Below are 26,897 nucleotides of genomic sequence, written 5' to 3'. Positions count from 1 at the left end.
ATGGCGGTGATCGCGGTGGCCGGCGGGCCCGGGGCGCCGGGCGCCACCACGGCGGCGCTGGCGCTGCTGCTGGCCTGGCCGCTCCAGCCCGGGCGCCGGATCCTGCTGGTCGAGTGCGACCCGGACGGCGGCGCGGTGCTGGCGGGCGCCCTGGAGGGGCGGGTCGAGGCGGTCTACGGGCTGCGCAACCTCGCCGTCGCCGACCGGCGCGGCCTGCTCGCCCAGACGCTCTGGGAGCAGCTGATCGACCTCTCGCCGGACGGCAACGCCGAGCGGCTGCTGCTGCCCGGGCTGACCGACCCGTCCCAGGCGCCGGGGCTCGCCTACACCTGGGAGCCGCTGATCGAGGTGCTGCACGGGCTGGAGTCGCAGGGCTACGACGTGATCCTCGACCTCGGCCGCTCCGGCGCCACCGGGGCCAGCGCCGTCCTCGCCCGCCGGGCGGACGCGGTGGCGGTGACCGTGCGCACCACCCTGCGCGGGCTGAGCGCGGCCCGGCCGCGGCTGTCGGCGCTCGCCGAGGACCTGGCCGCCGCCGGCACCGGGGCGGACGCGCTGGGCCTGCTGCTGGTCGCCGAGGGGCCGTACTCGGGGGCGGAGGTCTCGCGCGAGTTCGGGCTGCCGGTGATCGGCCTGCTGCCGCACGCGGTGCGCACCGCGCGGATCCTCTCCGACGGCGGGGACACCACCGACCGGCGGTTCATCCGCTCCGAGCTGATGCGCACCGCCCGGTCGGCGGCCGACGAGGTGCAGCTACTGGTGCGCCGCCGCCGGCAGCGGCTGGCGCCCACGGCGGCGCCCGCGCAGCTGCCCGCCGCGCCCGCACCCGGTCCGGGGGGCCAGCCGCTCGCCTACGCGCCACCACAGCCGGCCCAGACGTCGCCGCAGCCCGCCCCGCTCTACGGGCAGGTGCCGCAGCCGGCCGCGCCGGTGATCACCACCGGTCCGGTGGCGCCGCTCGCCGGGCTGGCGCCGCAGCCGGCCGCGCCCGCGCCGTTCCCGGTGCACGGGCGGCCGCAGGAGCCGCAGCCGCCGTACGCGCAGGGGGCGCCGTACGGGCAGGAGGTACCGCCGACGTACGCGGCGCAGCCGTCGCCCGCCGCGCACTGGCCACAGCCGTCGCCGGAGCCGTCGCCGCAGACAGGTCCGGGTGCGGCCGAGCAGCACGCGCAGCAGTACGACCCTCAGCACCCGCAGCCGTACGGCCCGCAGCACGCCCAGCAGTACGGACAGCACTACGGCCCGCAGCACGCGCAGCAGCACGGCCCGCAGCCCGCGGCTCCGCAGGACGGCCCTGCCCGGGGGAGCGACCCGCAGGCCGCCGGCCGGCCCTACGGCCGGGTGCAGCCCGAGCAGTACCGCCAGGACCAGCCGCCGTCCGGCCACGGGCCGCGGCAGTCGCCCACCGCACCCGGGGAGGTGCTCCGTGCGCGGTAGCCCCCTGCACCAGCACCCGGCGGCCGACCCGGCCGCGCTGCCCTGGACGCAGCCGCAGCCGCAGCCGCAGCCGTCGCCGTCGCCGCCGCCGAGCGCCCGACCGGGCGTGGGCGCACCGGACTTCACAGCCGGAGTCACCGCACCGGGGTTCACCGGGACCGGCCCGGTCGCGCCGGGGCCGGTCGCCGGCGTGCCCGGCGGCGCCGCGGGCCCCACCGCCGTCCCCTCCCAGCTGCCCTCGCTCGACCTGCGCGGCGCCGCCACCCGGCCGGCCGTCGACCCGCAGGTCGCCCGCGAGCTCAAGCGCCAGGTCGCGGCCGAACTGCACCAGCAGATCACCCGGTTGACCGCCGCCTCCGGCACCGAGCCGGACCGCGCCACCCGCCGCCAGCGCGGCCGGGCGCTGATCGAGGAGGCCGTCGCCCGCTGGTCCGACGCCTACGCGCAGACCCACGGCATCCCGCCCACCCGCGAGCAGGACCGCGCGCTGGCCGAGGCCGTCTTCGACCTGCTCTTCCGGGCCGGGCGGCTCCAGCCCTACCTGGACGACCCGGAGATCGAGAACATCCTGATCAACGGCTGCGACGACGTCTGGGTCTCCCGCGTGCACCAGCCGCTGCGCCAGGTGCCGCCGGTGGCCGACAGCGACGCCGAGCTGATCGAGCTGCTCCAGGACCTCGCCCGCCAGCACGGCGGCGGCGAGCGCAGCCTCTCCACCGCCAGTCCGACGCTCGCGCTGCGCCTGGAGGGCGGCATGCGTCTCCAGGCGCTCACCGAGGTGACCCCCCGCCCGTACGTGGCGATCCGCCGCCACCGGGTGGCCTCGGCGACGCTGCCCGAGATGGTGCGCCTCGGCACCCTGGACTCCACCCTGGCGGCCTTCCTGGCGGCGGCGATCCGGGCCCGGAAGAACGTGATGATCACCGGCACCCAGGGCGTCGGCAAGACCAGCCTGCTGCGCGCGATGGCCGCCGAGATCCCGCCGGACGAGCGGATCGGCACCCTGGAGTCGGAGTTCGAGCTCTGGCTGCACACCCTCGGCCACCTGCGCCAGGTCGTCCCGATGGAGGCCCGCGAGGGCAACGGCGAGCGCGTCGACGGCCGGATGGCGGGCGAGTTGAGCATCGGGGACCTCATCCCGGCCGCGCTGCGGATGACGCTGTCGCGGATCATCGTCGGCGAGGTCCGCTCCGGCGAGGTCGTCCCGATGCTGCGGGTGATGACCAACGGCGAGGGCGGCTCGATGTGCACCCTGCACGCCCGCGGCCCGCACATGGTGGTGGACCGCATCGCCGAGCTCTGCCTCGAGTACGGCTCGCACATGACGGACGCGCTGGCCTACCGGCTCACCGCCAACGCGGTGGACCTCATCGTGCACGTCTCGATGGTCGACGAGACCGCGGTCGGCGGCCGCCGGCACCGGTTCGTCTCGCACGTCCTGGAGGTCACCGGCCTCGGCGAGAGCGGGAGGCCCGCGCTGAACACGGTCTTCGGCCCGCGCCCCGACCTGGGCGAGCCGCGCGCCGTCCCGCACACCCCGCCGAACTGCCTGGACGACCTGCGGCGGGCCGGCTTCGACGCGGCCCTGCTCGGCTCGCGCTTCGGCAGCTGGGCCGAGCCGCTGCAGCTGCGGATCGGCGGAGGCGCCCGATGACGCTGCTCTTCGTGCTCTGCGGCCTGCTGGTCGCGCTCGGCGTGGTCGCCCTGGTGGCCTGGGCCCGCGGCAGCGAGCCCGTCGAGGAGGACGCCGGGGCGGACCGGAACCCGCTGGCCGGCCGGCTGCACGTGTTCTGGTACGGCGCCCCGGGCGCGGCCCCGGCCCGGATGGTGCGGCTGCGCCGGGTCCAGCTGCCGGCCGCCCTGGTCGGCGCGCCGCTCGGCTGGCTCTTCACCGGCATCCCGCTCACCGCGCTGCTCGTCCCGCTGGGCGTCTTCGGCCTGCCCTGGCTGTTCGACACCACCCGCCCGGACACCCACCGGATCGAGCGGCTGGAGGCGCTGTCCGAGTGGACCCAGCGGATCGCCGACGTGCTGCTGCTCGGCGTCGGCCTCAACCAGGCCATCGTCACCAGCCGCCGGACGGCGCCCGCCGCGATCGAGGAGGAGGTGGCCGAGCTGGCCGCCCGACTGCAGGCCCGCTGGCGCCCGGAGGAGGCGCTGCGAGCCTTCGCGGACAGCATCGCCGACGCCACCGCCGACAAGGTCCTCGCGGCGCTGCTGCTGCGCGCCGGGGACAGCGGCCCGGGTCTGGCCCGGGCGCTCTCCGACATGGCCGAGTCGGTCCGCGAGGAGGTCCGCCAGCGCCGCACGATCGAGGCCGACCGGGCCAAGCACCGGACCACCATCCGCTGGCTGGTCGGCATCATCGTGCTGGTCGTCTCGATCGGCTCGTTCAGCACCGACTACACCCGGCCGTACAGCACCGCGCTGGGCCAGATCGTGCTGGCCGTGGTCGCCGGGCTGTTCGTGGCGATCATCGCCTGGATGCGCGCGCTCGCCTCGCACCCGCCGGTGCCGCGGCTGCTGGAGGCCGACCGGCGCAGCCGGACCGGGCGGCGCGGCCGGACCGCGGCCGCGCCGGACGACGGCGAGGGCCGGGACGCGGGCGGCGAGCGCCGACTCCTCGGGGAGGTCCGGTGATCTCCCCCTGGTCCGTGCTGGCCGGCGCGCTCGCGGCCGGCGGCATCGCCCTGCTGGTCTCCGAACTCCGGCCCGCCCCGCCCGACCTGGGCCAGGCGCTGGAGCGGCTGCACCGCACGCCCGCCGAGCGGGTGGCCGACCCGGACGAGCGGCCCCGCTGGTTCGACCGGATCGGCGAGCGGTCGCTCGGCCTGCGCGGGGTGCGCATCCCGCACCGCGAGCTGTCGCTGATCGGCCGCAGCCCGGCCCGGTTCATGGCGCACAAGCTGCTGTTCGCGCTCGTCGGCCTCGTCCTGCCGGCCTACCTGGGGGCGACCGCGGCGCTCCTGGACATGGGCCTGCCGTTCGCGCTGCCGCTGCTGGTCGGGCCGCTGCTGGCCGGGCTGTTCTGGTTCGTCCCGGACGCCATCGTGCGCGGGGAGGCCAAGGAGGCGCGCACCGAGTACCTGCACGGCATCGCCGCCTACCTGGAGCTGGTCGCGCTGGAGCGGGCCGCCGACCTCGGCCCGGCCGAGGCGCTGCGCCGCGCCGCCTCGGTCGGCCGCGGCACCGTCTTCGGCCGGATCCGGGACGCCCTGGACCGCGCCGCCACCGACCGGCTGCCGCCCTGGGCCGGGCTGGACGCGCTGGCCGTGGAGCTCGGGCTGACGCCGCTGCAGGACGTCGCCGACATCATGCGGCTCTCCGGCACCGACGGCGCCGCCGTCTACGACACCCTGCGGGCCCGGGCCAAGGGCCTGCGCGGCGAGCTGCTCGCCGAGGACCTGGCCCGGGCCAACGCCGACAGCGAGCGGATGGTCGCGCCCGGCGCCGCCCTGACCCTGCTGATGACCGTCCTGATCGTCTTCCCCGCCCTCCACCAGATGCTCGCCTGACGTCGATGCGGCACCGCGAGCGGACGACACCGCACCCAACCCCGGGAGTCCCCTGATGTCCCAGCAGCTCAAGTCCCTGGCCGGCCGGTTGCTCCGGCCGACCCTGCTGCCCGTCCAGTTCGCCCTGCTGCTCTTCCAGTTCCGGGTCGGCCGGGTGAAGGCCGCCCGGGCCCGCGGCGACCGCGGTGCGATCAGCATCGAGCTCGCCCTCGCCATCATCGCGCTGGTCTTCGTCGCGGGGGCCGTCGCGGTGGCCCTGTACGCGCTGAAGGACAAGGTCGTGAAGAAGGTCGAGCAGGACCCGAACATGCCCGGAGCGGGTGCGGCCACGTGATCGAACGGCCCCGTCGCCGAGGCGACCGGGGAGCGATGAGCCTGAGCCTGGCCATCGTCTTCCCGGTCGTCCTGGTGATGATCCTGCTCGTCGTCGACGTGGCGATGGTGTGGTACTACCGCCAGGTCGCGCTCACCGCCGCCCGCGAGGGCGTCGACGCGGGGCGGGTGCAGGGCAACCAGCGCGACGAGGTCAAGAACGCGGCGGCGAAGTCGCAGGCCGAGGACTTCCTCGACCGGCAGGACGTCCGCGGGTACGACGTGCGGACGGACGGCAGCTCCCCGGTCCTGGTCCGGGTGACGGTCCGGCTGACCGCCCCGTCGGTGGTCCCGTTCCTCAACCCGACCGTGGTCCAGTCGGCCGAGGGCCCGCGCGAGCGGTTCGTCCCGCCGAAGGCGGCGCCGTGAACGCCCGGGCCCGGACCGCCGCGTGGGGGCGCCGGTTCGCCGCCCGGCGGGCCGCCCGGTCGGCGCACGGACGGGACGCGGGCGGGGTCGCGATCGAGGCGGCGATCGTCCTGCCGGCCGTGGCGGCGCTGATCCTCGCCACCGCCGCCGCGGGCCGGGTGCAGACCTCGGCCGGCACGGTGGAGTCGGCGGCCCGCTCGGCCGCCCGGACCGCCTCGCTGGCGCGCAGCGTCGACGGGATGGACGAGCTGGTGAAGAAGGCCGCCCTGGACACCATGCGGCAGCAGGGCGTGGCCTGCCGGCACTGGGAGGCCGGCGTCAAGCAGGGCGAACTGGTCACCCACGGCGCCCCGCTGGTGACCGTCGAGGTGACGGTGGTGTGCGAGGTGCCGCTGAACGACCTGCTGCCGGGGCCGGGGATGCCCTGGACGAAGCGGCTCACCGGCCACTTCGTCTCGGTGGTCGACCGCTACCGGGGCGGGTGAGACGCCCGGTGCGGGCGAGGTCTCGGGGCGGGGATTGGGGAGCGTCCGGGCGGGGGAGACGCAAGCGGAGGGCTCCCGGGGGACGGCAGGTGCGAGGCGGAGCGGTTCCGGCGGGGACCGGTGGGGAGAGGAACGTGCGGGAGGGGTGCGCGGCGGTGCGCAGACCCGGGGGAGCGGGCCGGCGGGGCGCCCGGACGGCAGGCGCGCGGTGCGCCGTGCGCGGCCGGTCGGACCGCGGCGCGATCGGCATCTTCGTGGCGATCTGCGCGGCCTTCCTGATCCTGGTCATCGCCCTCGTGGTGGACGCGGCCGGCCGGTTGCGGGTCGCCGAGCGGACCGACGGCTACGCCCAGGAGGCCGCCCGGATCGGGGGACAGCAGCTCGACGAGGCCGCCGTCCTCCAGGGCGCGGGCTACCGGGTGAAGCAGGACTACGTCCGGGACGCCGCCAACAGCTACCTCGCCCTGTACCACCTCCAGGCCGAGAGCGTGACGTTCTCGGCCGACGGCTCGGTCGTCACCGTCACGGTGAAGGCCGAGTTCCGGCCGGCCCTGCTGGGGGAGCTCGGCAAGCAGAAGGTCACGGGCAAGGGGAGTGCCACCCTCGTCCACGGAGTCGAGAAAGCGGAGACCGACTGATGGTCGCGCCACGTGCCAAGGACCAAGCCCGCGCCGGACGTCCGGCCCGCGGCGGGCCCGCCTCCCCGGCGTCCGGCCGGCGGCCGGCACCGCTGCCGCCGCGCCGCGGCCGGGGCGGCGCCGTGCTCACCGCCCTCGCGGCGCTGTTCACCCTGCTCGCCCTGCTGATCGGCCTGCCCGCCCTGCTGCTGTACGGCACCCAGGCCGTCGCCGGGATGGGCGAGGTCGCGCCGGACGGAATCGGGCAGGCGCTGACCAGCCCCGACGACGGGCGGCTCTTCCTCTGGCTGCTGGTCGTGGTCGGCTGGCTGGGCTGGCTCTGCTTCGCGTTCTCCGTCCTGCTGGAGATCCCGGCCCAGCTGCGCGGCCGGATCGCCCGGCGGATCCCGGCCTTCGGCTGGAGCCAGCGGCTCGCCGCCGGCCTGGTCGGCTCGGTGATCGCGTTGCTCCCGGTGGCCGGCTCGGCCTTCGCCGCCGCCCCCGACCGGGCCCCGGCCGCCGCGCCCGCCGAGGTGGCCGCCGGCACTCCGCGCGCCGCGCTGCCCGCCGCCCAGGCGGCACCCGCGCTCGCGCCCGCCGCCGACCAGCACCCCGGCTACACCGTCCGGGACAGCCGGCCCGCCGACAGCCTCTGGTCCATCGCCGAGCGCCAACTCGGCTCCGGCGAGCGCTGGGTGGAGATCGCCAAGCTCAACGACGGGCGGGTGATGGACGACTCGGGCACCCGCTTCGACGCCGAGCGGCCGATCCAGCCCGGCTGGGAGCTGCTGATGCCGGGCGACGCCAAGGCCGACGACGCCAAGGCCCCGGCGCCCGCCCCGGCCCCGACACCGTCGGCGCCGCCGGCCGGGACCGGCGGGGGCGCCGGCTCCGGGCACGCCACGGTGACGGTGGCCGCCGGGGACAGCCTGTCGGCCATCGCCGAGCGGGAGTTGGGGGACGCCGAGGCCTGGCCGAAGCTGTTCGACGCGAACAAGGGCGTCGAGGCCCCGGACGGGGAGCGGCTGACCGACCCGGACGTGGTGGTGCCGGGGATGGTCCTGACGCTGCCGGGTGCGGCCGCCCCGGCCCCGGCCCCGGCCCCCGCGCCCGCGCCCGAGCCCGCGCCGGCGCCGTCCGCGCCACCGGCGCCCGCCACGCAGGCACCCGCACCCGCGCCGTCCGCACCCGCGAGCCAGGCACCCGCTCCGGCCCCGGCCCCGGCCACCCAGGCTCCCGCGCCGGCCCCGACCGCCGCGACGCCGCCCGCCCACGCCCCGGCGACGCCCGCCGCGCACGCGGAGGACGCCCCCAGCGACGACTACACCGTCGCCCTGGCCGCCTCCACCGTCGGCGTGCTGCTCGCCGCCATCATGGTCGGCACGGTCGCCCGCAAGCGCGGTGGACAGCTCCGCGCCCGCCGCCCGCGCCACCGCATCGCCCTCCCGGCCTCACCCGCCGCCGCGTTCGAGGCCGAGCTGAAGACCCGCCAGGACGACCGCGGCCTCGACCTGCTCGACCGCGCCCTGCGCACCATGGCCCGCAACACCGTCCGGGGCGGCAAGCACCTGCCGGCCATCGTCGCCGCCCGGGTCACCCCCAACCACACCGTCGAGCTGCACCTCTCCGGCCCGGCCGCCCCGATCGCGCCGTTCCGCGCCGCCCACACCCCGAACATCTGGTGGTGCGCGGCCGACTCCACCGAGCTGCTCTCGCCCGGCCAGGCCCGCAAGGCCGCCGCACCCTACCCGGCGCTGGTCACCCTCGGCACCGCGCCGGACGGCTCGGTCGTCCTCGCCGACCTGGAGACCGTCCGGCTGCTGCACCTCTCCGGCCACCCGGACGACGCCCGCGACGTGCTGCGCACGCTGGCCGTCGAGCTCGCCCACAGCCCGCTCGCCGACCGGCTGCACCTGCACCTGGTCGACCTCGCCGAAGAGCTGCCGATCAGCGGACCGGCCGCCGAGCGGATCCACCGGCACACCACCCTGGAGGCGGCGCTCACCGCCCTCGGGCCGCGCACCGCCAAGGCCCGGGCCACCCTGGTCGCGGCCGAGTCCACCAGCCCGCGGGAGGCCCGCAGCCGGGGCCTGGCCGACGAGTCCTGGATCCCGGAGATCGTGCTCTGCGCCCAGCAGCCCGGCGGCGGCATCCCCGCCGAGCTCGGCCGCCTGCTCGACGCCCGCCCCCGGACCTGCGTCGCCGTCATCACCCGGGCGCCCGAACGCGGCACCGGCCCGGTCGCCCGCTGGACGCTGCCCGCCACCGGCCAGGCCACCATCCCGGGCCTGCACCTCAGCCTGGAGCTGCAGCGCCTGACCGGCCTGCAGTACGAGCAGGTCACCGAACTCCTCCGGGCCGCCGACGACACCACCCAGCACCCGGCGCCGGCCTGGACCCTCGACGGCCCCGGCATCGACCTCGAACCGGCCGAACTCCCCAGCCCGGTACCGGTGCTGGCGGCCGTCGGGGCCGCCGCGGAGCCGTTCGCGGGCCTCGGCGGCGGTCTGGGCGGGGACTTCGGCGCAGCGGACGAGGACGACGGGGCGGAGGCGGCCGGACCGCGCCTGCTCGCCCGGGTGATCGGCACGGGCGCCAGCCCGTTCGCGGGCACCGACCCGGCGGCGCCGGCCGGGCCCGCCGCGGCTGCCGCGAACGGTGCGAGCGGTGTGAACGGGACGAACGGCACGAGCGGTGCGAACGGTGGCCCGGCGGCGCGATTCCTGGTCAACGGCCTCGGCCGGCACGCGAGTACCCACCCGGCGCCGCCCGCGGTGCAGGCCGCGTCGCCCTCGGGCGCGCCGGCCGCCGGCGGGGCGGACCAGGAGGAGACCACCCAGAACCTCCGCCTCCCGTCCGGGCCCGGGGCCCGGGGCGACGTGGTGGTCCCCGTCCAGCCGCTGCCGCCTGCCGCACCCGTCCAGCCCGAGCCCGAGCCCGAGCCCGCGTCCGAGCCCGCGTCCGAGCCGGCCTCGGCGTCGGCGCCGGCCCCCGAGGCGGGCGCCGCGCCGGACCGTGCGGCGGCCGAGCGTGCCACCACGTCCGAGCCGGCGCCGACGCACGACCCCGCGCCCGCCGCGGCCGCCGCGGCCCCGCGCACCCCGGGCCGCCCGGAGCCGGGCCCGGCTCCCGAGCCCGGCCCCGCCGCCACCGCACCGGTGGCCCGCACCATCCCGGGCCGCACCGACTGCGACGACCTGCTCGCCATCCTCCGCTCCCCGGAGGCGCACGCCAGCCGCACCGCGCCCCGGATCCGGCTGCTCGGCCCGGTCGACGTGGCCGGCGCCGCCGGTACCGCCGACCCCGGCGCCCTGCCCCGGCTCACCGAGCTCGCCGCGTACCTGGCGCTGCGTCCGGGCGCCGACCACAACGCCCTCGACCACGACCTCCACCCGGGCGCGGCCCACCTCGACCCGCACCCGACCGCGGCCGACGCCAAGAGCCCGCTGCCCGCGAAGCTCGCCGACCTGGCCGGCTGGCTCGGCACCTCCTCGGAGGGGCGGCCGTTCCTGCCCACCGACACCGCCGACGGCTACTCCTACGCCCCGACCGTCACCTGCGACTGGGACGAGTTCCGCAGCCTCTACCGGCGCGGCATGCGCAGCACCAGCGCCACCGCGGACGCGGCGCTCGCCCACGCCCTGGCGCTGGTCCGGGGCGCCCCGTTCGCGGAGGCCCCGCCCGCCTCGTACGGCTGGGCCGAGGCGGAGCGGCAGGACATGATCGCCGCGATCGTCGACACCGCGCACGAACTCGCCGCCCGCCGCCTCCAGTACGGCGACCACCGCAGCGCCGAGGCCGCCGTCTTCCGCGGCCTCGCCGTCGCCCCGGACGTCGAACTGCTGCACCGCGACCTGTTCTACGCCTACGCCTCGGCCGGCGCCCGCGACCAACTGGTCCGCGCCGTCAACCGGCTCGACGCCCTGAGCCGCCGCACCGGCCGCGACCTCGACGCCGACACGGTCGCCCTGCTCCGCGACCTCCTCTCGGGCTGACCGGCCGGGACCTGACGGCGCGGGTGGCACTCCGTCACCCGCGCCCCCGGCGGTGCCGTCCGGGGCGGACCCGGCCTGGCTCGGGCGGGGCGTGATCTCGTAGGGTGGCGCCCACGGGTTGTGGTGGCTCCGCCACCACGAGGCAAGGGCAGCAGACGCCGCAGCGCGGCGGGGCGGGGCGGTGACCAGAGATGGCGGAGACGACGGCTGTCCCCGGCGGCCCCGATCCCGTGGCGGACGCCGTGCCGCGCGACGCCGTACCGCCCGGACCGCGCAACCCGTACGACGAGCACGTGCCCGGCCCGGCCGCCCTGTACGACCCGCCGACCGCGCCGCCCGCAGCGCCGCCCGTGGCTCCCCCCGTGCCGCCGCCGCCGACGCCGCCGACCGGATGGACCGTCACGGGTATGCCCGCGGTGGACCTTCCGCCGTCCGCGACACCGCTGCCGTTCACCGTGCCCGGCGCCACGCCCGCGCACGGGATCGGCGTGGGCCCGGGCTCCGGCCCGGGCGGCCTCGGTGCCGCACCGCGCGGCCGGATCCTGGTCGTCGAGGGCGGCTACGGCACTTCCGGCCGCCGCACCTGGGGGCGCGGCGGGCCGACCCAGGCGCCCGTGCTCTCCGCGATGCTGGCCGCCGTCTCGCCGCAGGTCCTGCTCGCCGCCGACGCGGTCGACGCCGTCCACCTCCCCGGCGCCAGCGACCCGCACACCGTGCTCGCCCACCTGCGCGCCGCCGCCCGGCACCCCGGACCGCTGCTGGTCCATCTCGGCGGCCACCTGCTCGCCGACAAGCGCGGCGGCCAACTGCACCTCACCCTGCGCGACTCCAAGCCCGGCAGCGTCCGGCAGGACGGCCTGGCCTGGCAGTCCATCGCCGGCGAACTGCGCCACCGGCCGGCCGAGTGGCAGACGCTGGTCATCGCCGACCTGAGCGCCGATCAGAGCGCCCTGCCGTTCCTCCAGGGCACCATCTCGCCGCTCACCGAGGGTCTCCCGCTCTGGGCGGTGGTCAGCCCCGACCCGGAGCAGATCGGCACCTTCACCCGTGCCCTGATCGAGGCCCTGCACGGCGGCCGCCCGGGGGCGGAGGCCGTGCTCGCCCCCGAGCAGTTGCGCAACCAGGTCTACTCGGTGCTCCGTCCGGACGTCGTCATCCTGGCCACGCACGCGCCGAACCGCCCGTTCTTCCGCAACACGGCCCGCCGGACGGACGGTTCGCAGCTCGACCCCGTCCCGTTCGAGGGCCGCCCGGCCGCGGTGCTGCCCCGGCCGCCCGCCGCCCGGGACGCCGCGCCGCGCGATGCGGTGCCGCGCGACGCCGTGCCCGCGGACCGGCCGGCCGTCACCCTGGACAAGCCGGCGGCCGCCGGGGTGACGGGAGGCGCTGCGCCCGTGCCGGCGGCTCCGCCGGTGCCGCCGGCCGCGCCCGCCGCGGTGCCGGCTCCGGTGGCGGCCCCGGCTCCGGCGCCGGTGGTGTCCGAGGGGCCGGTGGACCTGCTGAAGGCGGCGGTCCCGGCCACGCCCCCGCCTCCGGCCCAGCCCGTCGACCTGGTGAAGCCGTACGCCTGGCGGCCCACGCTGACGGACGGCATCCGGCTCGCCAAGCCCGCTCCGGCGGACGCCGTCGCGCAGGACGCGGCGCCGGCCGACGAGGTCCCGGCGGATGCGGTGCCGGTGGATGCGGTGCCGGTGGATGCAGTGCCGGCCGACGAGGTGCCCCAGGACGCCGTTCCGCAGGACGCCGTACCCTCCGACGCGGTCCCCGCGGCGGAGGCCCCCGCTGACGAGCGCTCCGACGAGGGCTCTGCCGACGAGGGCTCCGAGGCCCCGGCGCCCGACGGCGCTGAGCCCGACGACGCCGCCCCCGCCGAGGCGCCCCCGGCCGAGGACGACGCGGCCCGGCGGCCCCGGGCCGACTACCAAGAGGTGATCGGCCGGATCGTCCGCAGTGCCGACGCCGGGGACCACGCCGCCGCGACCGACCTCGCGTTCGCCCTCGAACTGGAGGCCATCGCCGAGCACGGCACCGTCTCCGAGCCCGTGCTCCAGGTGCGGCAGGTCCGCGCCCACGTGTGCCGGCTGGCCGGGCGGACGGCTGAGGCGGCCGACATCTACCGCGAGGTGGCGCTGACGCTGCTGCGCTCGCAGGGGCCGGAGCACCCGGAGACCCAGCGGGCTGCCACCAACGCGGAGGCTTGCTGGCGGGCGATCCCGGACCGCGCGGATGCGATCCGCATCGCGCCGGAGATCATCGAGCTCCGGGCCTACCTGCCCGGCACGGACAACCGCAAGCTGCGTGCCGCCGAACGCCACCTGGCCAACCTCGCGGCCCAGGGCGCCCGGCCGTAGTCCTGACCCGCCGGAAGGGGAGCAGCCGTCCGGTCCGGTCGGCGCCGCCGGACACACCCGCGCGCGGGAAGTCGACCAGGTCGACTTCCCGCGCGCGAGCGTTCCGGACGAACCTTCCCAGGGCGGGCTGGCCGGTACGTCCCGCCCGCCCGGGGCCGGTCAGCGACCGGCGATGGCGTGGACGAACTTGGCGCCGTCGATGGTGCCGAGGCCGCTCGCCAGGTCGTAGCCCTTGGCGGCCTGGTAGCCCGTCACCTTCTCCCAGGAGTTGTCGCCCTCCGTCACGTCGACCAGGCCGCTCCACTTCGGCGGCAGCAGGCTGAGGCCGTACAGGCGCCAGTTGATCTGGCCGAGCCGGTGGCCGGCGAGCTGGTCGGCGAGGGCGACGACGCCCGAGAAGACCGGGGTCGCCTCGCTGGTGCCGCCGGTGAGGTGCCAGCCGACCGAGGTCGGGTCGTAGGACTCGTACGTCCAGGCGCCGCCGTCCACGGCCGCGCTCATGCTGATGTCGGGCGTGCCGCGGTGGTTGCCGGTCACGCCGGCGACGCCGGCCTGGTACCACGGGCGCTCGAAGACGCCGGAGACCCCGCCGCCGCCCGCGCCGTACTTGTCGTGCCACACCTTGTCGGGCGCGGTGCGCTTGCCGGCGTCGTCCAGGGTGAGCTGGGTGCCGCCGATGGAGGTGACCAGCGGGTCGGCGGACGGCCAGGAGTTGACCCGGTACGGGTAGAGGTCCTCGCCGTTCTCCTGCGCGTCGGTGGCGCCGTTGTCCCCGGAGGCGGCGAGCACGGTGACGTCGTGGGCGGCGGCCTCCTTGAAGGCGTAGCGCAGGTCGGTCAGGGACTTGAAGTCGCCCTTGTCGAAGCCGGGGAAGGTGTTCTCGGTGGCGCCGAAGCTCTGCGAGATGACGTCCGCCCGGCCGGCCTTGATCAGGGCCTTCTCGGCGTCCATCATCTCCGGCAGACCGGTCGTCCCCTCGGTCTCGGCGACACCGGTCTCCACCACGATGATGTGCGCGTCGGGCGCGATGGCGTGGGCGTACTCGACGTCGAGGGTGGTCTCGCCGGCCCAGCCGGTGTGCTCGGGGTTCTTCGGGTCGAACTCCGGGACGTTGCCCCACTTGACCACCTCGACCTTGGTGTCGGGGAGGCCCCACTGCTTGTCGAAGACCTCCAGGTCGTGCTGGATGGTCGGCGAGCCGAAGGAGTCGACGATGACGATGGTCCGGCCCTTGCCGGTGATGCCCTCCCGGTACAGCGGGTCGAGGTTGTAGGCGGTCCGGTACTGGAGCGGGGAGTAGCAGTGGATGCCGATCTGGCTGACGCACTCCGAGGTGGAGAGGGGCGCCGTCCGCCCGACGGCGCTGTGGTGCCCGGCGGAGGCGGGGCGGACGTGGACGCCGGAGAGGGAGGCGGACGCCGCGGTGGACGCGGCCGGTACTGCGACGGTGCCGGCGGTCAGGGCGGTGGCCCCCGCGGCGAGCAGGGCCAGGGAGCGGCGGAGGGTGGCGGGGCTGCCCATGGGACTCCTTGGGATACGGGGCCCGACCGGGTCCGGTCGGGTGGCTCCGGCCATCCCATCGAGAGCCGCATGATCATGCCATAGTCATTTGGTACCTGCGGCATGGTCACGCTTGGCCACCGGAAAAGGTAAAGGCCGGCCCAGGTGAAGGTAAGTCTCCACCCGGGCCGACAGTATGACGAATCGTCAGTCGAAAGGCGCTATGCCCCGCCGTTCGGGCTCAGCGGGCCCCACCGTTGACGTACAGCGTCTGGCCGCTGACGTACGCGGCGTCCTCGCTCGCGAGGAAGGCCACCACCGAGGCGATCTCCTCCGGCCGGCCGACCCGCCGCAGCGGGGTCCGGGCGGCGACCTCCGCCTGGTGGTCCTCGGCCGAGGCGCCGACCCGCTCGGCGGTGGCGGCCGTCATCGCGGTGGCGATGTAGCCGGGGGCGACGGCGTTGACGTTGATGTTGAACGGGCCCAGCTCGATCGCCAGGGTGGCGGTGAGGCCCTGGATGCCGGCCTTGGCGGCGGCGTAGTTGGCCTGGCCCCGGTTGCCGAGCGCGGAGCGCGAGCTGAGCGAGACGATCTTGCCGTACTTCTGCGCCACCATGTACTTCTGGGCGACGTGGCTGCAGTTGTAGGCGCTGGTCAGATTGACCGTCAGCACCGTGTCCCAGTCGGCCTTGGCCATCTTGAAGAACAGGTTGTCCCGGGTGATCCCGGCGTTGTTCACCAGGATGTGCACCCCGCCGAGGTCGTTCACGACCTCGGCGAAGACCGCCTCCACCGCGTCGTAGTCGGCCACGTCGCAGCCGTACGCGCGCGCGGTGCCGCCCTTGGCGGTGATCTCCTCGACCGTCCCGGCGGCGCGCTCGGCGGTGAGGTCGACGACGGCCACGGCCGCACCCTCCTCCGCCAGCAGCCGCGCGGTGGCCGCGCCGATGCCCTGGGCCGCACCGGTGACGACGGCGACCTTGCCTGCGAAACGAGTCACGACGGACTCTCCCTCCGGACGATGCTCAGTGCTGCTCAGTTGACGTTCTCGACGAGGACGGCGGTGCCCTGACCGACGCCCACACACATGGTGGCCAGCCCGCGCCGGGTGCCGTTGCGGCGCATCCGGTGCAGCAGGGTGGTGAGGATGCGGGCGCCGGAGCCGCCCAGCGGGTGGCCGAGGGCGATCGCCCCGCCGGTCGGGTTGACCAGCTCCGGATCGATGCCCAGCTGGTCCATGGAGGCCAGCACCTGGGCGGCGAAGGCCTCGTTGAGCTCGGCCTCCCCGAGGTCGTCGAGCGACCAGCCGACCCGGGCGAGCGCCTTCCGGGTGGCCGGCACCGGGCCGATGCCCATCACGTCCGGGTGCACGCCGGCCGAGGCCCCGGCGACGTACCGGCCCAGTGGCTGGAGGCCGAGGTCGCCCAGTGCCTCCTCGCTGACCAGGACCAGGCCGGCGGCGCCGTCGTTCATCGGCGAGGCGTTGCCGGCGGTCACCGTGCCGCCGGGGCGGAAGGCGGGCTTGAGCTTCGCGAGCTTCTCCGGGCTGGTGTCCTCGCGGATGCTCTCGTCCTGGGTGACCGTCACCCCGTCCGGCCGCTCGACCGGCACCAGCTCGGCGTCGAAGTGGCCGCATCTGCGGGCCTCGGCGGCGCGCTGGTGGCTGCGGAGGGCGAAGGCGTCCTGCCGCTCGCGGGTGATCCCGTAGCGGGAGGCGACCTCCTCGGCGGTCTCGCCCATGGAGAGCACCCCGTGCAGGTCGGCCATCCGGGGGTTGGTGAGGCGCCAGCCGAGCCGGGTGTCGAAGGTCTCGATCCGGTGCGGCAGCGCCTCGTCGGGGCGGGGGAGGACGAACGGCGCGCGGGTCATCGACTCGCAGCCGCCGGCCAGCACCACATCGGCCTCGCCGGAGCCGATCGCCCGGGCGGCCAGGGTGACGGCCTCCAGGCCGGAGGCGCAGAGCCGGTTGACCGTGGCTCCGGGGACGGTGTCGGGCAGGCCGGCCAGCAGCGCCGCCATCCGGGCGGCGTTGCGGTTGTCCTCGCCGGCCTGGTTGGCGGCGCCCCAGTAGACGTCGTCGATCCGGGCCGGGTCGAGGGCGGGCACGTCGGCGAGCAGGGCGCGCAGCACGGTGGCCGAGAGGTCGTCGGGGCGGACCGTGGCGAGCGCTCCGCGCAGCCGGCCGATGGGTGTGCGGCGGGCTGCGGCGAAGTAGACAGGACGCACGTCGTCGGGCTCCTTATCAGAACAGCGGAAGAGCGGAAGAGCGGAAGAACGGAACAGCGTGGAGCGGGGCCGCTCAGAAGGCGTTGACGCCGGTGAGCGAGCGCCCGATGAGCAGTTTGTGGATCTGGCTGGTGCCCTCGTAGAGCGTCATCACCCGCGCGTCGCGCAGGTACTTGCCGACCGGGTACTCGTCGATGAACCCGTAGCCGCCGAACACCTGGAGTGCGTTGTTGGCGGCCCGGACGGCGGCCTCGCTCGCGTAGAGCTTGGCGACGGAGGACTCGGTGGCGAACGGCAGGCCGCGGTCGATGTGGTCGGCGACCTTCCAGGTGAGCAGCCGGGAGGCCTCGACGTCGACCGCGATGTCGGAGAGCAGCTCCTGCACCAGCTGGTGCGAGGCGATCGGCTTGCCGAACTGCTCGCGCTCGCCCGCGTACCGGACGGCGGCGTCCAGGCAGGCCCGGGCGATGCCGACGCAGCCGGCGGCGACCGACATCCGGCCCTTGGCGAGCGCGGCCATGGCGACCGTGAAGCCCTTGCCGACCTCGCCGAGCCGGGCGGAGTCGGGCACCCGGACGCCGTCGAAGGAGAGTTCGGCGGTGGCCTGGCCGCGCAGGCCGAGCTTCCCGTGGATCTCGGTGCGGGTGAAGCCGGGCAGGCCGGTGGGGACGAGGAAGGCGGTCACCCCGCGGTGGCCCTGCCGCTCGGGGTCGTCGCCTCCGGTGCGGGCGAACACCAGGGCGACGTCGGCCCAGGTGCCGTTGGTGATGAACGTCTTGCTGCCGCTGATCAGCCAGTCGCCGCCGTCGCGTACCGCCCGGGTGGTGAGGTTGGCGGCGTCCGAGCCGGTGCCGGGCTCGGTGAGCGCGAAGCAGCCGAGCGCCTCGCCCGAGGTGAGCCGGGGCAGCCACTCCCGCTTCTGCTCCTCCGTCCCGTAGGCGTTGACCGACTTGCCGACCAGCCCGAGCGAGACCGAGACGATGCCGCGGACGGCGGAGTCGCCGCGCCCCAGCTCCTCCAGGACCAGGCAGTAGGCGAGGTGGTCCCCGCCGCTGCCGCCGTACTCCTCGGGCAGGGTGAGGCCGAGGAAGCCCAGCTTGCCGAGCCTGCCGATGATCGCGCGGTCGACGGACTCGGCGCGGTCCCAGGCGGCGGCGTGCGGGGCGATCTCGCGGTCGGTGAAGGAGGCCGCCAGGTCGCGGACGGCGGTCTGTTCCTCGGACAGCTCCAGGTTCATCGAGACCCCGTTAAACTAGCGCTGCAAGTTTTATGGGGGGACTGTAGCCCCGACGGGGCTCCGCTGGGAAGGGCCACCTGCCAGAATCGATCCCCATCCCCTGGCGACCCGCAGGCAGACACGCGGGAAGCCGCCCCGACCCTCACCCGACCGGAGGAACCGCGCCGATGGCCCGCCCGCGCACCCCGCTGCTCAGCCGTGAGCGCATCATCACGGCCGCGCTCCGGCTCGTCGACGCCGAGGGGCTGGACGCGCTCTCCACCCGGCGCCTGGCCACCGAGCTGTCCGTCAGCGGGCCGTCCCTCTACAACCACTTCGGCACCAAGGACGAGCTGCTGGATGCGGTGGTGGACAGCGTGATGGGCGAGGTCGACCTGTCGATGTTCACCCCGGGGGCGCCCTGGCCGGAGGCGCTGCGGGCCTGGGCCCGCTCCTACCGGGCGGCCCTGGCCGCCCACCCGAACATCGTCCCGGTGCTGGCCCAGGGCCCCGGACGCCGGCCGAACGCGCTGCGGCTGGCCGACGCCGTCTTCGGCTGCCTGGTCGAGTCCGGTTGGCCGCGCGGGCAGGCCACCCGGATCGGCGCGCTGATGCGGTACTTCGTCACCGGCTCGGCGCTGGCCTCGTTCGCGGCGGGCTTCCCGGAGGACGCCGGGCTGTACGACGCGGCCGACTACCCCCACCTCGGCGAGGCCCACCGGCTCGCCGAGCACCGGGGGGCGATCGACGAGGGCGCCTTCGAGACCGGGCTGGAGGCGCTCCTCGACGGGCTGGCGCTCAGGTTCGACCGCACGGTCGAGGGCGCCCGGCGGGCCGGGGGAGACCGGTAGGACGCGGGCGGCGACGGAGACCGGGCCGACACGGCCGGGCCGGCCACGAGCCGGCCGGCGAGCGCGACGGCGGCCGGGCAAGTGACCGCGGCCCGGCCGGTGACCGCGGCCCGGCCGGCGGCCGTCACCAGGGCTCGCGCGCCGTGAACGCGGGCCGCAGCGCGAGGTCCACCGGGTCGTAGTACCGGTGGTAGACGGGCGTGAGCCCGCCGGAGACCGGCGGCACGATCCAGCTCCAGTCGGCCGGGGTGGGCCGGCCGAGCCGCTGCTCCTGGGCAACGTGCTTGAGGAACCGCGCCGACTCCGTGTGGTGGTCGGCCATGGTCACCCCGGCCTCCTGGAACGAGTGCAGCACCGCCACATTGAGCTCCACCAGCGCCCGGTCCCGCCAGAGCGTGCGGTCGCTGGAGGTGTCCAGACCGAGCCGCCCGGCCACGGTCGCCAGCATGTCGTACCGGTCGGCGTCGGCGAGGTTGCGCGCGCCGATCTCGGTGCCCATGTACCAGCCGTTGAACGGCGCTGTGGGGTAGCGGACGCCGCCGATCTCCAGCGTCATGTCGCTGATCGCGGGCACCGCGTACCAGCGCAGCCCCAGCTCGGCGAACCAGTCGTGGTCGGGGTGGGTGAGCTCGACCTCCAACGTGGTGTCGTCCGGCAGCTCGTACCACTCGGGGCGTTCGCCGGGCCGCTCCTGGACCAGCAGCGGCAGCACCTCGAACCGCTCCCGGCCGCACTTCCACCCGAGGTCGCGGGCCCGGGCGGCGAGCCGTGCGCCGGCCGGATCGCCGGTCCAGCCGCCGTCCGCGGCGGGGTGGCCGGCGTAGCGGACCAGTTGCTGGTTGAGGATGCGCGCGGCCGGGCGGCCGGGCCGGTCGGGGGCGAAGACCGAGACCACCGGGCGGATCCGCCCGCCGTTGGTCGCCGTGCGCAGGTGCTCGAAGCACTCGGCGGCGATGTCGTCGGCCGAACCCAGGTGCCGCAGGTCGCGCACCACCAGGCTGTGCCAGTACAGCCGGCCGATGCAGCGGGCGGCGTTGCGCCAGGCCAGCTTGGCGCCGTAGGCCAGCTCGGCCGGGGTGTGCTCGTAGGTGCCGGTGCGGTCGATCTCGTCGAGCACCGCGCGCAGCCGCTCGGCCGGGTCGCCGGCGGCGGGCTGCTCGTGGTGGAACTGGCGGACGAAGGCGGCGGCCTCCCCGGGGTCGGTGAACGGCTCGGCCGGGTGGGGGGTGAGCCGCCCGGTGGCGTGGCCGGTCGGCTGCCGGACCGCGGGCAGCAGGTCGGGCCGGGGCGCGGGCCTCGAACCGGCCGTCGGCGCGGGCTTCGGAGCGGCCGTCGGCCCGGGCCGGGCGGCGGTCGCCCGGGCCGGCCCGGTGGCGTCGGTGGCGGGGTGCGCGTGGGCGTACGGGCAGCCGGCGGCGGGTGCCGACGCCGGCGCTGCGGCGGGCGCCGAAGCGGGCCGGCGGCTGCTGTGGGTGCTGCGGGTACGAAGCCGGTTGAAGATCAAGGACACATCCCTCCTGCCGGTCATGAGTACCGGAGGTGCACGGCCCGCCGCAGGGAGTGAACGATTCGGCCCCCGCACCCGCGCCCGGGGCGCTATGGTGCGGGGGCCGATGGTCCGACTGTCGGACCGGCGACGGCCTCTGGTCGGGGTGGCCGGGCCGGACCGGGCCGGCGTCGTGGAGCGTCGGCCGGTGGCTCAGCCCATGTCCTCCAGGCGGACGCCCTTGGTCTCCTTCATGAAGCGGGCCACGAAGAGGATCGACAGTGCGGCGAAGCCCGCGTACGCCAGGTAGGTCGCCGAGAGGTTCCAGCGCGAGAGCGAGGGGAACGAGACGGTGATCGCCCAGTTGGCGATCCACTGTGCCGAGGCGGCGACGGAGAGCGCGGCGGCGCGGACGCGGTTGGGGAACATCTCGCCGAGCATCACCCAGACCACCACGCCCCACGACATCGCGAAGAACAGCACGAAGGCGTTGGCCGCGACCAGTGCCACCGTTCCCTGGAGGTCGGGCAGCGAGACGTTGTCGCCGCTGCCGGTGGCCGAGGAGAACGCCCAGCCGCAGGCGGCCAGCGCGACGGCCATGCCGGCCGAGCCGATCAGGGCGAGCGGCTTGCGGCCGATCCGGTCCACCAGCAGGATCGCGACCACGGTGCCGAGGATGTTGATGACCGAGCCGATGAAGCTGATCAGCAGCGAGTTGCTCTGGTCGATGCCGACCGACTGCCAGAGGATCGACGAGTAGTAGAAGATCACGTTGATGCCGACCAGCTGCTGGAAGACCGACAGGCCGATGCCGACCCAGACGACGGGCAGCAGACCGAACCGGCCGCCGAGCAGGTCGCGGAAGCGCGGGCGGTGGTCGGAGGCGATCAGGCCCTGGATCTCCGCGATCCTGGCGTCGGTGTCGGCGTCCTTGCCCTCGACCTCGGCGAGCACGGTGCGGGCCTCGTCCAGCCGGCCGGCCGAGATCAGGTAGCGCGGGGACTCGGGGATCGTCGAGGAGAGCACGAAGTAGACCGCGGCCGGCACGACGCAGATGCCCAACATCCACTGCCAGGCCTCCAGCCCGAGCAGGTGGCCGCGGGTGTCGCCGCCGGCGGCGTCCGCGAGCACCCAGTTGACCAGCTGGGAGATGGCGATACCGAGCACGATCGCCGCCTGCTGGAATGAGGCCAGCCGGCCGCGGTAGCGGGTCGGCGCGACCTCGGCGATGTAGGTCGGCGCGATCACCGAGGCGATGCCGATCGCCGCACCGCCGAGGACCCGCCAGAAGGCGAGGTCCCAGGCGGAGAACGGCAGCATCGAGCCGACGGCGCTCACCGCGAACAGCAGGGCGCCCGCCTTCATCACCTTGATCCGGCCGTAGCGGTCGGCGAACCGGCCGGCCAGCGCGGCACCGACGGCCGAACCCAGCAGCGCCGAGGAGACGATCAGGCCGGTCACGCCGTCGCCGACGCCGAACCTGTCCTGGATGCCGGAGACGGCGCCGTTGATCACGGAGCTGTCGTAGCCGAACAGGAAGCCGCCGAGGGCCGCGGCGGCGGTGATGAAGACGACGAAGCCGAGGCGGCCGGAGGACCCGGCCTCCGCCGCCCCCGGCTCCGCGGGCTGCTGGGTGACGCTCACGATCTTGACTCCTGGTGCTCGACTGGTACTCGGCGCTGAGCTCGGTCGTCGCGATCGTAACGCGTCAATGTTCAAGTGTTGTACACGGGATGCCCTTCAAGTCCCTTTGCTCATTAGTAAGGTGAAAAATCAAATAGGCTCGGCCAGGGAGAGCCCGAACCGGCCCTCGTCGTCCGTCCACCAGTGGGAGAGCCGCATGCCGGCCGCGGCCAGCTCATCGGCGACCCGCTCGCGGCGGAACTTGGCCGAGACCTCGGTGCGCAGCTCCTCGCCCCGGTCGAAGTGGACCGGCAGGTCCAGCGCCGGGATCTTCACGGTCTGCGAGCGCAGCGAGCGCAGCCGCATCTCGATCCACTCCTGCTCCTGGTCCCAGAGCGCCACGTGTTCGAACGCGGCCGGGTCGAAGTCGGCGCCGAGCTCCCGGTTGAGCACGTCGAGCACGTTCTTGTTGAACTCGCCGGTGACCCCGGCCGCGTCGTCGTAGGCGGCGACCAGCACCCGCGGGTCCTTGACCAGGTCGGTGCCGAGGAGCAGGAAGTCGCCCGGGTCCAGGGCGGCGCGCAGGCCGCGCAGGAAGGCCGCCCGCTCGGCCGGGAGCAGGTTGCCGAGGGTGCCGCCGAGGAAGGCCACCAGCCGCGGGCCGCCGCCCGGGGGCAGGCCGAGCCGGGCGGTGAAGTCGGCCAGCACGCCGTGCACCGACAGCCCGGGGTACTCGTCGGCGAGCGCCTCCCCGGCGGCGGTCAGCGCGCTCTCGCTGACGTCCACCGGGACGTAGGTGTCCAGGGTGTCGCGCCCGCGCAGCGCGTCCAGCAGCAGCCGGGTCTTCTCGGAGGAGCCGGAGCCCAGCTCCACCAGGGTGCGGGCCCCGGTGACGGCGGCGATCTCGCCGGCCCGCGCGGTCAGGATGGCCCGCTCGGCGCGGGTCGGGTAGTACTCCGGGAGCCGGGTGATCTCCTCGAACAGCTCGCTGCCGCGGGCGTCGTAGAACCACTTCGGCGGCAGCCACTTGGGTTCGGAGGTCAGACCGAGCTGCACGTCGTGCCGCAGGGCGGTGCTGAAGTGGTCGGCGGGCAGCAGGCGGGTGACGTCGAAGGTGCTCATGGGGCGATGGATCCTCTGTTCAAAAGGTGAAGGAGAGGGCATGAGGCGGCCGGCTCGGCGTGGCCGGCGGCGCGGGCGCTGTTCCGGGCGCCTACCCGGGTCAGAGCGGTTGGACCGTGACGCCCTCCGGGCCGGCCAGCAGCAGCGAGCCGTCCGGGACGGCCGTCCAGTCCGGGTGGTCGTCGAAGGGCTCGGAGGCGACCACCACACCGAGGCCGGGCAGGCTCCGGTGGTGCAGGGTGTCGCCCCAGGCGGTCGCGGCGATCGCGCGGCCGTCGGTGAGCAGCAGGTTGAGCCGGCCGGTGGTGTGCGCGGCCACGTCCGCGACGGTGCCGGCCAGCGCGTCGCCCAGGCCGGCGCCGGCCCGCAGCCGGTGCAGCACCAGGGCCCAGAGCAGCGCCGAGTCGGTGCGCGCCACCAGCTCCAGCAGCTCGGCCGGCGGCAGCAGCGCGGCCAGGGCGTCCAGCTTGCCCGGCCAGCCGGCCACCGCGCCGTTGTGGCTGAACAGCCACCGCTCGGCGGCGAAGGGGGCGGCGGCCTCCTCGCCCGCCGCGCAGCCCTCGGTGGCGGAGCGGACGGCCGCCACCAGCGCCCGGGTGCGGATCACCCGGGCGAGGTCGGCGAAGGCGGCGTCCGCCCAGACCGGCCCGGCCCGCCGGTACCGGGCCGGGACCGCGTCCTCGTCCGCGTACCAGCCGAGGCCGAAGCCGTCCGCGTTGACCGTGCCGTACTGCTGGATGCGCGGCGCCCAGGACTGCCGGTGGAGTCCGAACGGCGGCTCCACCAGCAGCTGCCGGGGTGCCACCGGAGCGCCCAGGTAGGCCAGGTGGCGGCACATCAGCCGGCCTCCACGTCGGCGGCGGTGCGGAACCCGGCGAAGATCTGCCGCCGGATCGGGTAGTCCCAGTTGCGGAACGTGCCGCGGCAGGCGACCGGGGCGACGGCGAAGCAGCCGCCGCGCAGCACCTTGTACTCGGGCCCGAAGAAGACCTCCGAGTACTCCTTGTACGGCCAGGCCGAGAAGCCGGGGTAGGGCCGGAAGTCGCTGGCCGTCCACTCCCACACATCGCCCATCAACTGCCGGACGCCGTAGGGCGATTCGCCCTTCGGGTAGCTGCCGGCCGGGGCCGGGCGCAGGTGCCGCTGGCCCAGGTTGGCGTGGGCGGGGGCGGGGGCGGCATCGCCCCAGGGGTAGCGGCGGGAGCGGCCGGTGGCCGGGTCGTGCCGGGCGGCCTTCTCCCACTCCGCCTCGGTCGGCAGCCGCCGCCCGGCCCACCGCGCGTACGCGTCGGCCTCGTACCAGCCCACGTGCAGCACCGGTTCGTCGAGCGGGACGGGCTCCAGGACGCCGAAGCGGCGGCGCAGCCACTGGCCGCTCTCGCGCCGCCAGAACAGCGGGGCGGTGAGCCCGGCCTGCTGCCGGTGCTCCCAGCCGGCGGGCTCCCACCAGCGCGGGTCGTCGTAGCCGCCGTCGGCGATGAACCGCAGGTAGGCGCCGTTGGTGACGGGCGCGGTGTCCAGCCGGTAGGCGGGCAGCTCGACCAGGTGCGCGGGGCGCTCGTTGTCCAGCGCCCAGGGCTCGGTGTCGGTGCCCATGGTGAACGGGCCGGCCGGGATCAGCACGTCGGCGGGCAGCGCGGCGGCGTCCGCCGGGGCGGGCGGCGGCGGGGGAGCGGCCAGCACCGGCTCGCCCTTGCGGAGCTGGTGGGTGATCAGCATGGTCTCGTCGTGCTGCTGTTCGTGCTGGGCGATCATGCCGAAGGCGAACCCGGCGTCCAGCAGCGGCACGCCCTCCAGCGGGCTGGCGTCGAGCAGGTCGAGCACCCGGCCGCGGACGTCGTGCGCGTACGCCCGGGCCTCGCCGGGCGGCAGCAGCGGCAGGGTGGGCCGCTCGGCGCGCGGGTGCTGGAAGGCGTCGTAGAGCGGGTCGATCTCCGGGTGCATCGGGTCCCGGCCGCCGACGTTGCGCAGCAGCCAGAGCTCCTCCTGGTTGCCGATGTGCGCGAGGTCCCAGACCAGCGGCGACATCAGCGGGGAGTGCTGGGCGGTGAGGTCGGTGTCCTCGACGCAGTCGGTCAGCGCGGCGGTCCGGACGCGGGCGGCCTGCAGTTCGGCGGCGATCGCCTCGCGCAGGGCCTCGACCGGGGTGTCCGGTCCGGGCGCGGAGAGGTCGGCGGCGGGCCGGGCGGCGGACGGCCGGGCGCCGGCGGGGGTGCCGGCGGCGGGGGCGCCGGTCGGGCGGGCGTCGTCGATCATGGTGCGGCCTCCTCCGGGGGAGTGCGTCGGGTGCCGGAGCGCAGGGCGTCCAGCTGGTCGTCGGCCGGGCAGCGGCCGCGCGCGGGGTAGCGCTCGGCGAAGGCGGCGACGGCGGTGCGCAGCCGCTCGGCGCCGGGCAGGCGGCCCAGCGCGGCGTCGGCGGCGGCGAAGCAGGCGAGGGCGGCGCGGCGCAGCTCGGGGTCGGCCACGGCCAGGGTGGCGGCGCGGCGCCAGGCGTCACTGCGCGGCGGGCGCGGGCCGTCGGCGCACTCCAGCGGCTCCAGGGCGGCGAGTGCGGCGTCGGCGGCGACCGGGTCGTCCAGCAGCGCGCCGACCAGGGCGGCGGGGACGATCCAGCCGTCGCCCGGCTGGGCGTCGATCATCCGCAGCTCCAGGTGGCCGCGCGGGCGGACCGGCGGGAAGAGCGTGGTGCGGTGGTAGTCCAGGTCGGCCAGGGTGGGCGGGCGCTCGCCGGCGCCGCGCAGCCAGTCGGCGAAGGTCAGCCCGGCCGGCGCCGTCCAGGGCAGCCCGTCGGGGCGGCGGATGCAGAGCACCTCGGCGTCCAGGACGTACCTGGTCCAGGCCTCGCACGGGTCGCCGTGGTCGGGCTCGGGGGCAAGCGTGCGGGTGGGGTCCATCCGGGACCAGACGGTCTGCCGGGTGGACCGGTGGCCGGTCGGCTTCCCGTCCAGCACCGGGGAGTTGGCGAAGGCGGCGACCAGCACCGGCCCGAGCCGGTGGGCCAGGCGCCAGCGGCGGTCCACCGCGTGCGGCCCGCTCGCGTCGCCGGCGTCCAGGCAGACCTGGACGGATGCGGTGCCGGTCATCATGATCCGGCCCCAGGGCCCGGCGGAGTTGAAGAAACGTTCCATCGCCAGATAGCGCGGGTGGTCCAGCACCATGTGCCGCGGGCGGGCGAGGGGATCGGTGCCGGTGCCGGTGAGGCGCAGGCCCTGCGCCGCGAAGGCGGCCCGCAGGGCGGCGAGGTCGCGCCGGGTGTCGGCGACGCAGGCGACGAGGCCGTCGGCGGGCGGGGAGCTGAGCTCGACCTGTCCGCCGGGTTCGAGGGTGAGGCGGGCTCCGGAGGGGAGCGACGTGCCGTCGGGGCCACCGAGGGGCAGTGCGTCCAGTGCGGCGTGCAGCCGCTCCGGTAGGACCGGGTCGGTGGGACATCGGTCGTCGTGGACGAACCACTCGACCTCGACGCCGACCAGCCGGGGAGGGCCGATCTTGAAGCAGACGCCGGCCATGTGGCTGCGCGCCGCCGATTCGGTGAGCGGGGACACCCCGGTCGGGGGCGGTCCGGCGCTCTGCCGTTCCGGCGGGCTGGTCGAGCTGGTCGGGCGAACGGGTATCACCGGACTCACCATCCTCGGGATCACGATTGCGGCCCGGTCTACCCTGCCCAGTCTGCTACGGACCATGCGGGGCCGCTCCGCGAACATCTCGTGAAGAGAGCGTCCTCGCAGCTCGGAG

The 26,897-nt window shown here is 75.9% G+C and carries 21 protein-coding genes; 11 read left to right on the top strand and 10 right to left on the bottom strand.

What is annotated here, in order from left to right:
* The 10 genes from ACIPSC_RS14425 (at window position 1) to ACIPSC_RS14380 (ending at window position 13,141) form a co-directional block, all read left to right on the top strand.
* Entirely contained in the window at window positions 1–1,437 is a 1,437-nt protein-coding gene (locus ACIPSC_RS14425; RefSeq protein WP_400825778.1) for a hypothetical protein, read from the top strand.
* Window positions 1,427–3,091 carry a CpaF family protein gene (locus ACIPSC_RS14420; RefSeq protein WP_400825775.1) on the top strand — a complete coding sequence of 555 codons (1,665 nt, stop codon included), beginning with the start codon at window positions 1,427–1,429 and terminating at the stop codon, window positions 3,089–3,091. The genes ACIPSC_RS14425 and ACIPSC_RS14420 overlap by 11 nt, the downstream gene beginning before the upstream one ends.
* Window positions 3,088–4,077: a type II secretion system F family protein gene (locus tag ACIPSC_RS14415; protein ID WP_400825773.1), complete on the top strand. Its 990-nt coding sequence runs from the start codon at window positions 3,088–3,090 to the stop codon at window positions 4,075–4,077. Before ACIPSC_RS14420 ends, ACIPSC_RS14415 begins: the two co-directional genes overlap by 4 nt.
* Window positions 4,074–4,952, top strand: a complete 879-nt coding sequence (locus ACIPSC_RS14410; protein ID WP_400825771.1) for a hypothetical protein — start codon at window positions 4,074–4,076, stop codon at window positions 4,950–4,952. The genes ACIPSC_RS14415 and ACIPSC_RS14410 overlap by 4 nt, the downstream gene beginning before the upstream one ends.
* A gap of 55 nt (window positions 4,953–5,007) precedes the next feature.
* Complete coding sequence (locus ACIPSC_RS14405) at window positions 5,008–5,286, top strand: hypothetical protein (protein WP_400825769.1); 279 nt, start codon at window positions 5,008–5,010, stop codon at window positions 5,284–5,286.
* A 35-nt stretch (window positions 5,287–5,321) separates the two neighbouring features.
* Complete coding sequence (locus tag ACIPSC_RS14400; RefSeq protein ID WP_400825767.1) at window positions 5,322–5,693, top strand: TadE/TadG family type IV pilus assembly protein; 372 nt, start codon at window positions 5,322–5,324, stop codon at window positions 5,691–5,693.
* On the top strand, window positions 5,690–6,178 hold the full coding sequence (locus ACIPSC_RS14395; protein ID WP_400825765.1) for a TadE/TadG family type IV pilus assembly protein: 489 nt from the start codon (window positions 5,690–5,692) through the stop codon (window positions 6,176–6,178). Before ACIPSC_RS14400 ends, ACIPSC_RS14395 begins: the two co-directional genes overlap by 4 nt.
* Before the next feature lie 215 nt (window positions 6,179–6,393).
* Window positions 6,394–6,816, top strand: a complete 423-nt coding sequence (locus tag ACIPSC_RS14390) for a hypothetical protein (protein ID WP_238862546.1) — start codon at window positions 6,394–6,396, stop codon at window positions 6,814–6,816.
* Window positions 6,816–10,790: a BTAD domain-containing putative transcriptional regulator gene (locus tag ACIPSC_RS14385; RefSeq protein WP_400825764.1), complete on the top strand. Its 3,975-nt coding sequence runs from the start codon at window positions 6,816–6,818 to the stop codon at window positions 10,788–10,790. Before ACIPSC_RS14390 ends, ACIPSC_RS14385 begins: the two co-directional genes overlap by 1 nt.
* Window positions 10,791–10,981: 191 nt before the next feature.
* Complete coding sequence (locus ACIPSC_RS14380) at window positions 10,982–13,141, top strand: hypothetical protein (protein WP_400825763.1); 2,160 nt, start codon at window positions 10,982–10,984, stop codon at window positions 13,139–13,141.
* A gap of 159 nt (window positions 13,142–13,300) precedes the next feature.
* On the opposite strand, the gene ACIPSC_RS14375 is transcribed toward ACIPSC_RS14380, so the two are convergent.
* The 4 genes from ACIPSC_RS14375 to ACIPSC_RS14360 all read right to left on the bottom strand — a co-directional run bounded on the left by ACIPSC_RS14375 (window position 13,301) and on the right by ACIPSC_RS14360 (window position 18,104).
* Entirely contained in the window at window positions 13,301–14,662 is a 1,362-nt protein-coding gene (locus tag ACIPSC_RS14375) for a S8 family serine peptidase (RefSeq protein WP_400825762.1), read from the bottom strand.
* Window positions 14,663–14,882: 220 nt separating this feature from the next.
* Complete coding sequence (gene fabG, locus ACIPSC_RS14370) at window positions 14,883–15,641, bottom strand: 3-oxoacyl-ACP reductase FabG (protein ID WP_400825759.1); 759 nt, start codon at window positions 15,639–15,641, stop codon at window positions 14,883–14,885.
* 35 nt (window positions 15,642–15,676) lie between these two features.
* Window positions 15,677–16,867, bottom strand: a complete 1,191-nt coding sequence (locus ACIPSC_RS14365; protein ID WP_400825757.1) for a thiolase family protein — start codon at window positions 16,865–16,867, stop codon at window positions 15,677–15,679.
* Between the two features lie 73 nt (window positions 16,868–16,940).
* Window positions 16,941–18,104: an acyl-CoA dehydrogenase family protein gene (locus ACIPSC_RS14360; RefSeq protein WP_400825755.1), complete on the bottom strand. Its 1,164-nt coding sequence runs from the start codon at window positions 18,102–18,104 to the stop codon at window positions 16,941–16,943.
* Between the two features lie 167 nt (window positions 18,105–18,271).
* Here ACIPSC_RS14360 and ACIPSC_RS14355 point away from each other — a divergent pair, with 167 nt between their 5' ends.
* Window positions 18,272–18,934: a TetR/AcrR family transcriptional regulator gene (locus ACIPSC_RS14355; protein ID WP_400825753.1), complete on the top strand. Its 663-nt coding sequence runs from the start codon at window positions 18,272–18,274 to the stop codon at window positions 18,932–18,934.
* Between the two features lie 124 nt (window positions 18,935–19,058).
* On the opposite strand, the gene ACIPSC_RS14350 is transcribed toward ACIPSC_RS14355, so the two are convergent.
* The 6 genes from ACIPSC_RS14350 to egtA all read right to left on the bottom strand — a co-directional run bounded on the left by ACIPSC_RS14350 (window position 19,059) and on the right by egtA (window position 26,779).
* On the bottom strand, window positions 19,059–20,438 hold the full coding sequence (locus tag ACIPSC_RS14350) for a nitric oxide synthase oxygenase (protein ID WP_400825751.1): 1,380 nt from the start codon (window positions 20,436–20,438) through the stop codon (window positions 19,059–19,061).
* 195 nt (window positions 20,439–20,633) lie between these two features.
* On the bottom strand, window positions 20,634–22,067 hold the full coding sequence (locus ACIPSC_RS14345) for a sugar porter family MFS transporter (protein ID WP_400826091.1): 1,434 nt from the start codon (window positions 22,065–22,067) through the stop codon (window positions 20,634–20,636).
* Window positions 22,068–22,193: 126 nt separating this feature from the next.
* Window positions 22,194–23,165 carry an L-histidine N(alpha)-methyltransferase gene (egtD, locus tag ACIPSC_RS14340; protein ID WP_400825749.1) on the bottom strand — a complete coding sequence of 324 codons (972 nt, stop codon included), beginning with the start codon at window positions 23,163–23,165 and terminating at the stop codon, window positions 22,194–22,196.
* A gap of 100 nt (window positions 23,166–23,265) precedes the next feature.
* A complete protein-coding gene (egtC, locus tag ACIPSC_RS14335; RefSeq protein WP_400825746.1) occupies window positions 23,266–24,003 on the bottom strand; it encodes an ergothioneine biosynthesis protein EgtC in 738 nt (245 codons plus the stop codon).
* Complete coding sequence (gene egtB, locus ACIPSC_RS14330) at window positions 24,003–25,421, bottom strand: ergothioneine biosynthesis protein EgtB (RefSeq protein WP_400825744.1); 1,419 nt, start codon at window positions 25,419–25,421, stop codon at window positions 24,003–24,005. The genes egtC and egtB overlap by 1 nt, the downstream gene beginning before the upstream one ends.
* Window positions 25,418–26,779, bottom strand: a complete 1,362-nt coding sequence (egtA, locus tag ACIPSC_RS14325) for an ergothioneine biosynthesis glutamate--cysteine ligase EgtA (protein WP_400825741.1) — start codon at window positions 26,777–26,779, stop codon at window positions 25,418–25,420. The genes egtB and egtA overlap by 4 nt, the downstream gene beginning before the upstream one ends.
* Window positions 26,780–26,897 lie beyond the last annotated feature (118 nt).

The organism is Kitasatospora sp. NPDC090091 (assembly GCF_044747365.1).
Classification (GTDB): Bacteria; Actinomycetota; Actinomycetes; order Streptomycetales; family Streptomycetaceae; genus Kitasatospora.
Note: the sequence above shows the minus strand (reverse complement) of the source record. Positions and strands in the feature narration are given on the sequence as shown.

Coding starts and splice junctions, on each gene's coding strand:
- ACIPSC_RS14425 (WP_400825778.1), top strand. CDS start 1: ATGGCGGTGATCGCGGTGGCCGGCGGGCCCGGGGCGCCGGGCGCCACC.
- ACIPSC_RS14415 (WP_400825773.1), top strand. CDS start 3,088: ATGACGCTGCTCTTCGTGCTCTGCGGCCTGCTGGTCGCGCTCGGCGTG.
- ACIPSC_RS14405 (WP_400825769.1), top strand. CDS start 5,008: ATGTCCCAGCAGCTCAAGTCCCTGGCCGGCCGGTTGCTCCGGCCGACC.
- ACIPSC_RS14400 (WP_400825767.1), top strand. CDS start 5,322: ATGAGCCTGAGCCTGGCCATCGTCTTCCCGGTCGTCCTGGTGATGATC.
- ACIPSC_RS14385 (WP_400825764.1), top strand. CDS start 6,816: ATGGTCGCGCCACGTGCCAAGGACCAAGCCCGCGCCGGACGTCCGGCC.
- ACIPSC_RS14380 (WP_400825763.1), top strand. CDS start 10,982: ATGGCGGAGACGACGGCTGTCCCCGGCGGCCCCGATCCCGTGGCGGAC.
- ACIPSC_RS14375 (WP_400825762.1), bottom strand. CDS start 14,662: ATGGGCAGCCCCGCCACCCTCCGCCGCTCCCTGGCCCTGCTCGCCGCG.
- ACIPSC_RS14360 (WP_400825755.1), bottom strand. CDS start 18,104: ATGAACCTGGAGCTGTCCGAGGAACAGACCGCCGTCCGCGACCTGGCG.
- ACIPSC_RS14355 (WP_400825753.1), top strand. CDS start 18,272: ATGGCCCGCCCGCGCACCCCGCTGCTCAGCCGTGAGCGCATCATCACG.
- egtD (WP_400825749.1), bottom strand. CDS start 23,165: ATGAGCACCTTCGACGTCACCCGCCTGCTGCCCGCCGACCACTTCAGC.
- egtC (WP_400825746.1), bottom strand. CDS start 24,003: ATGTGCCGCCACCTGGCCTACCTGGGCGCTCCGGTGGCACCCCGGCAG.
- egtB (WP_400825744.1), bottom strand. CDS start 25,421: ATGATCGACGACGCCCGCCCGACCGGCGCCCCCGCCGCCGGCACCCCC.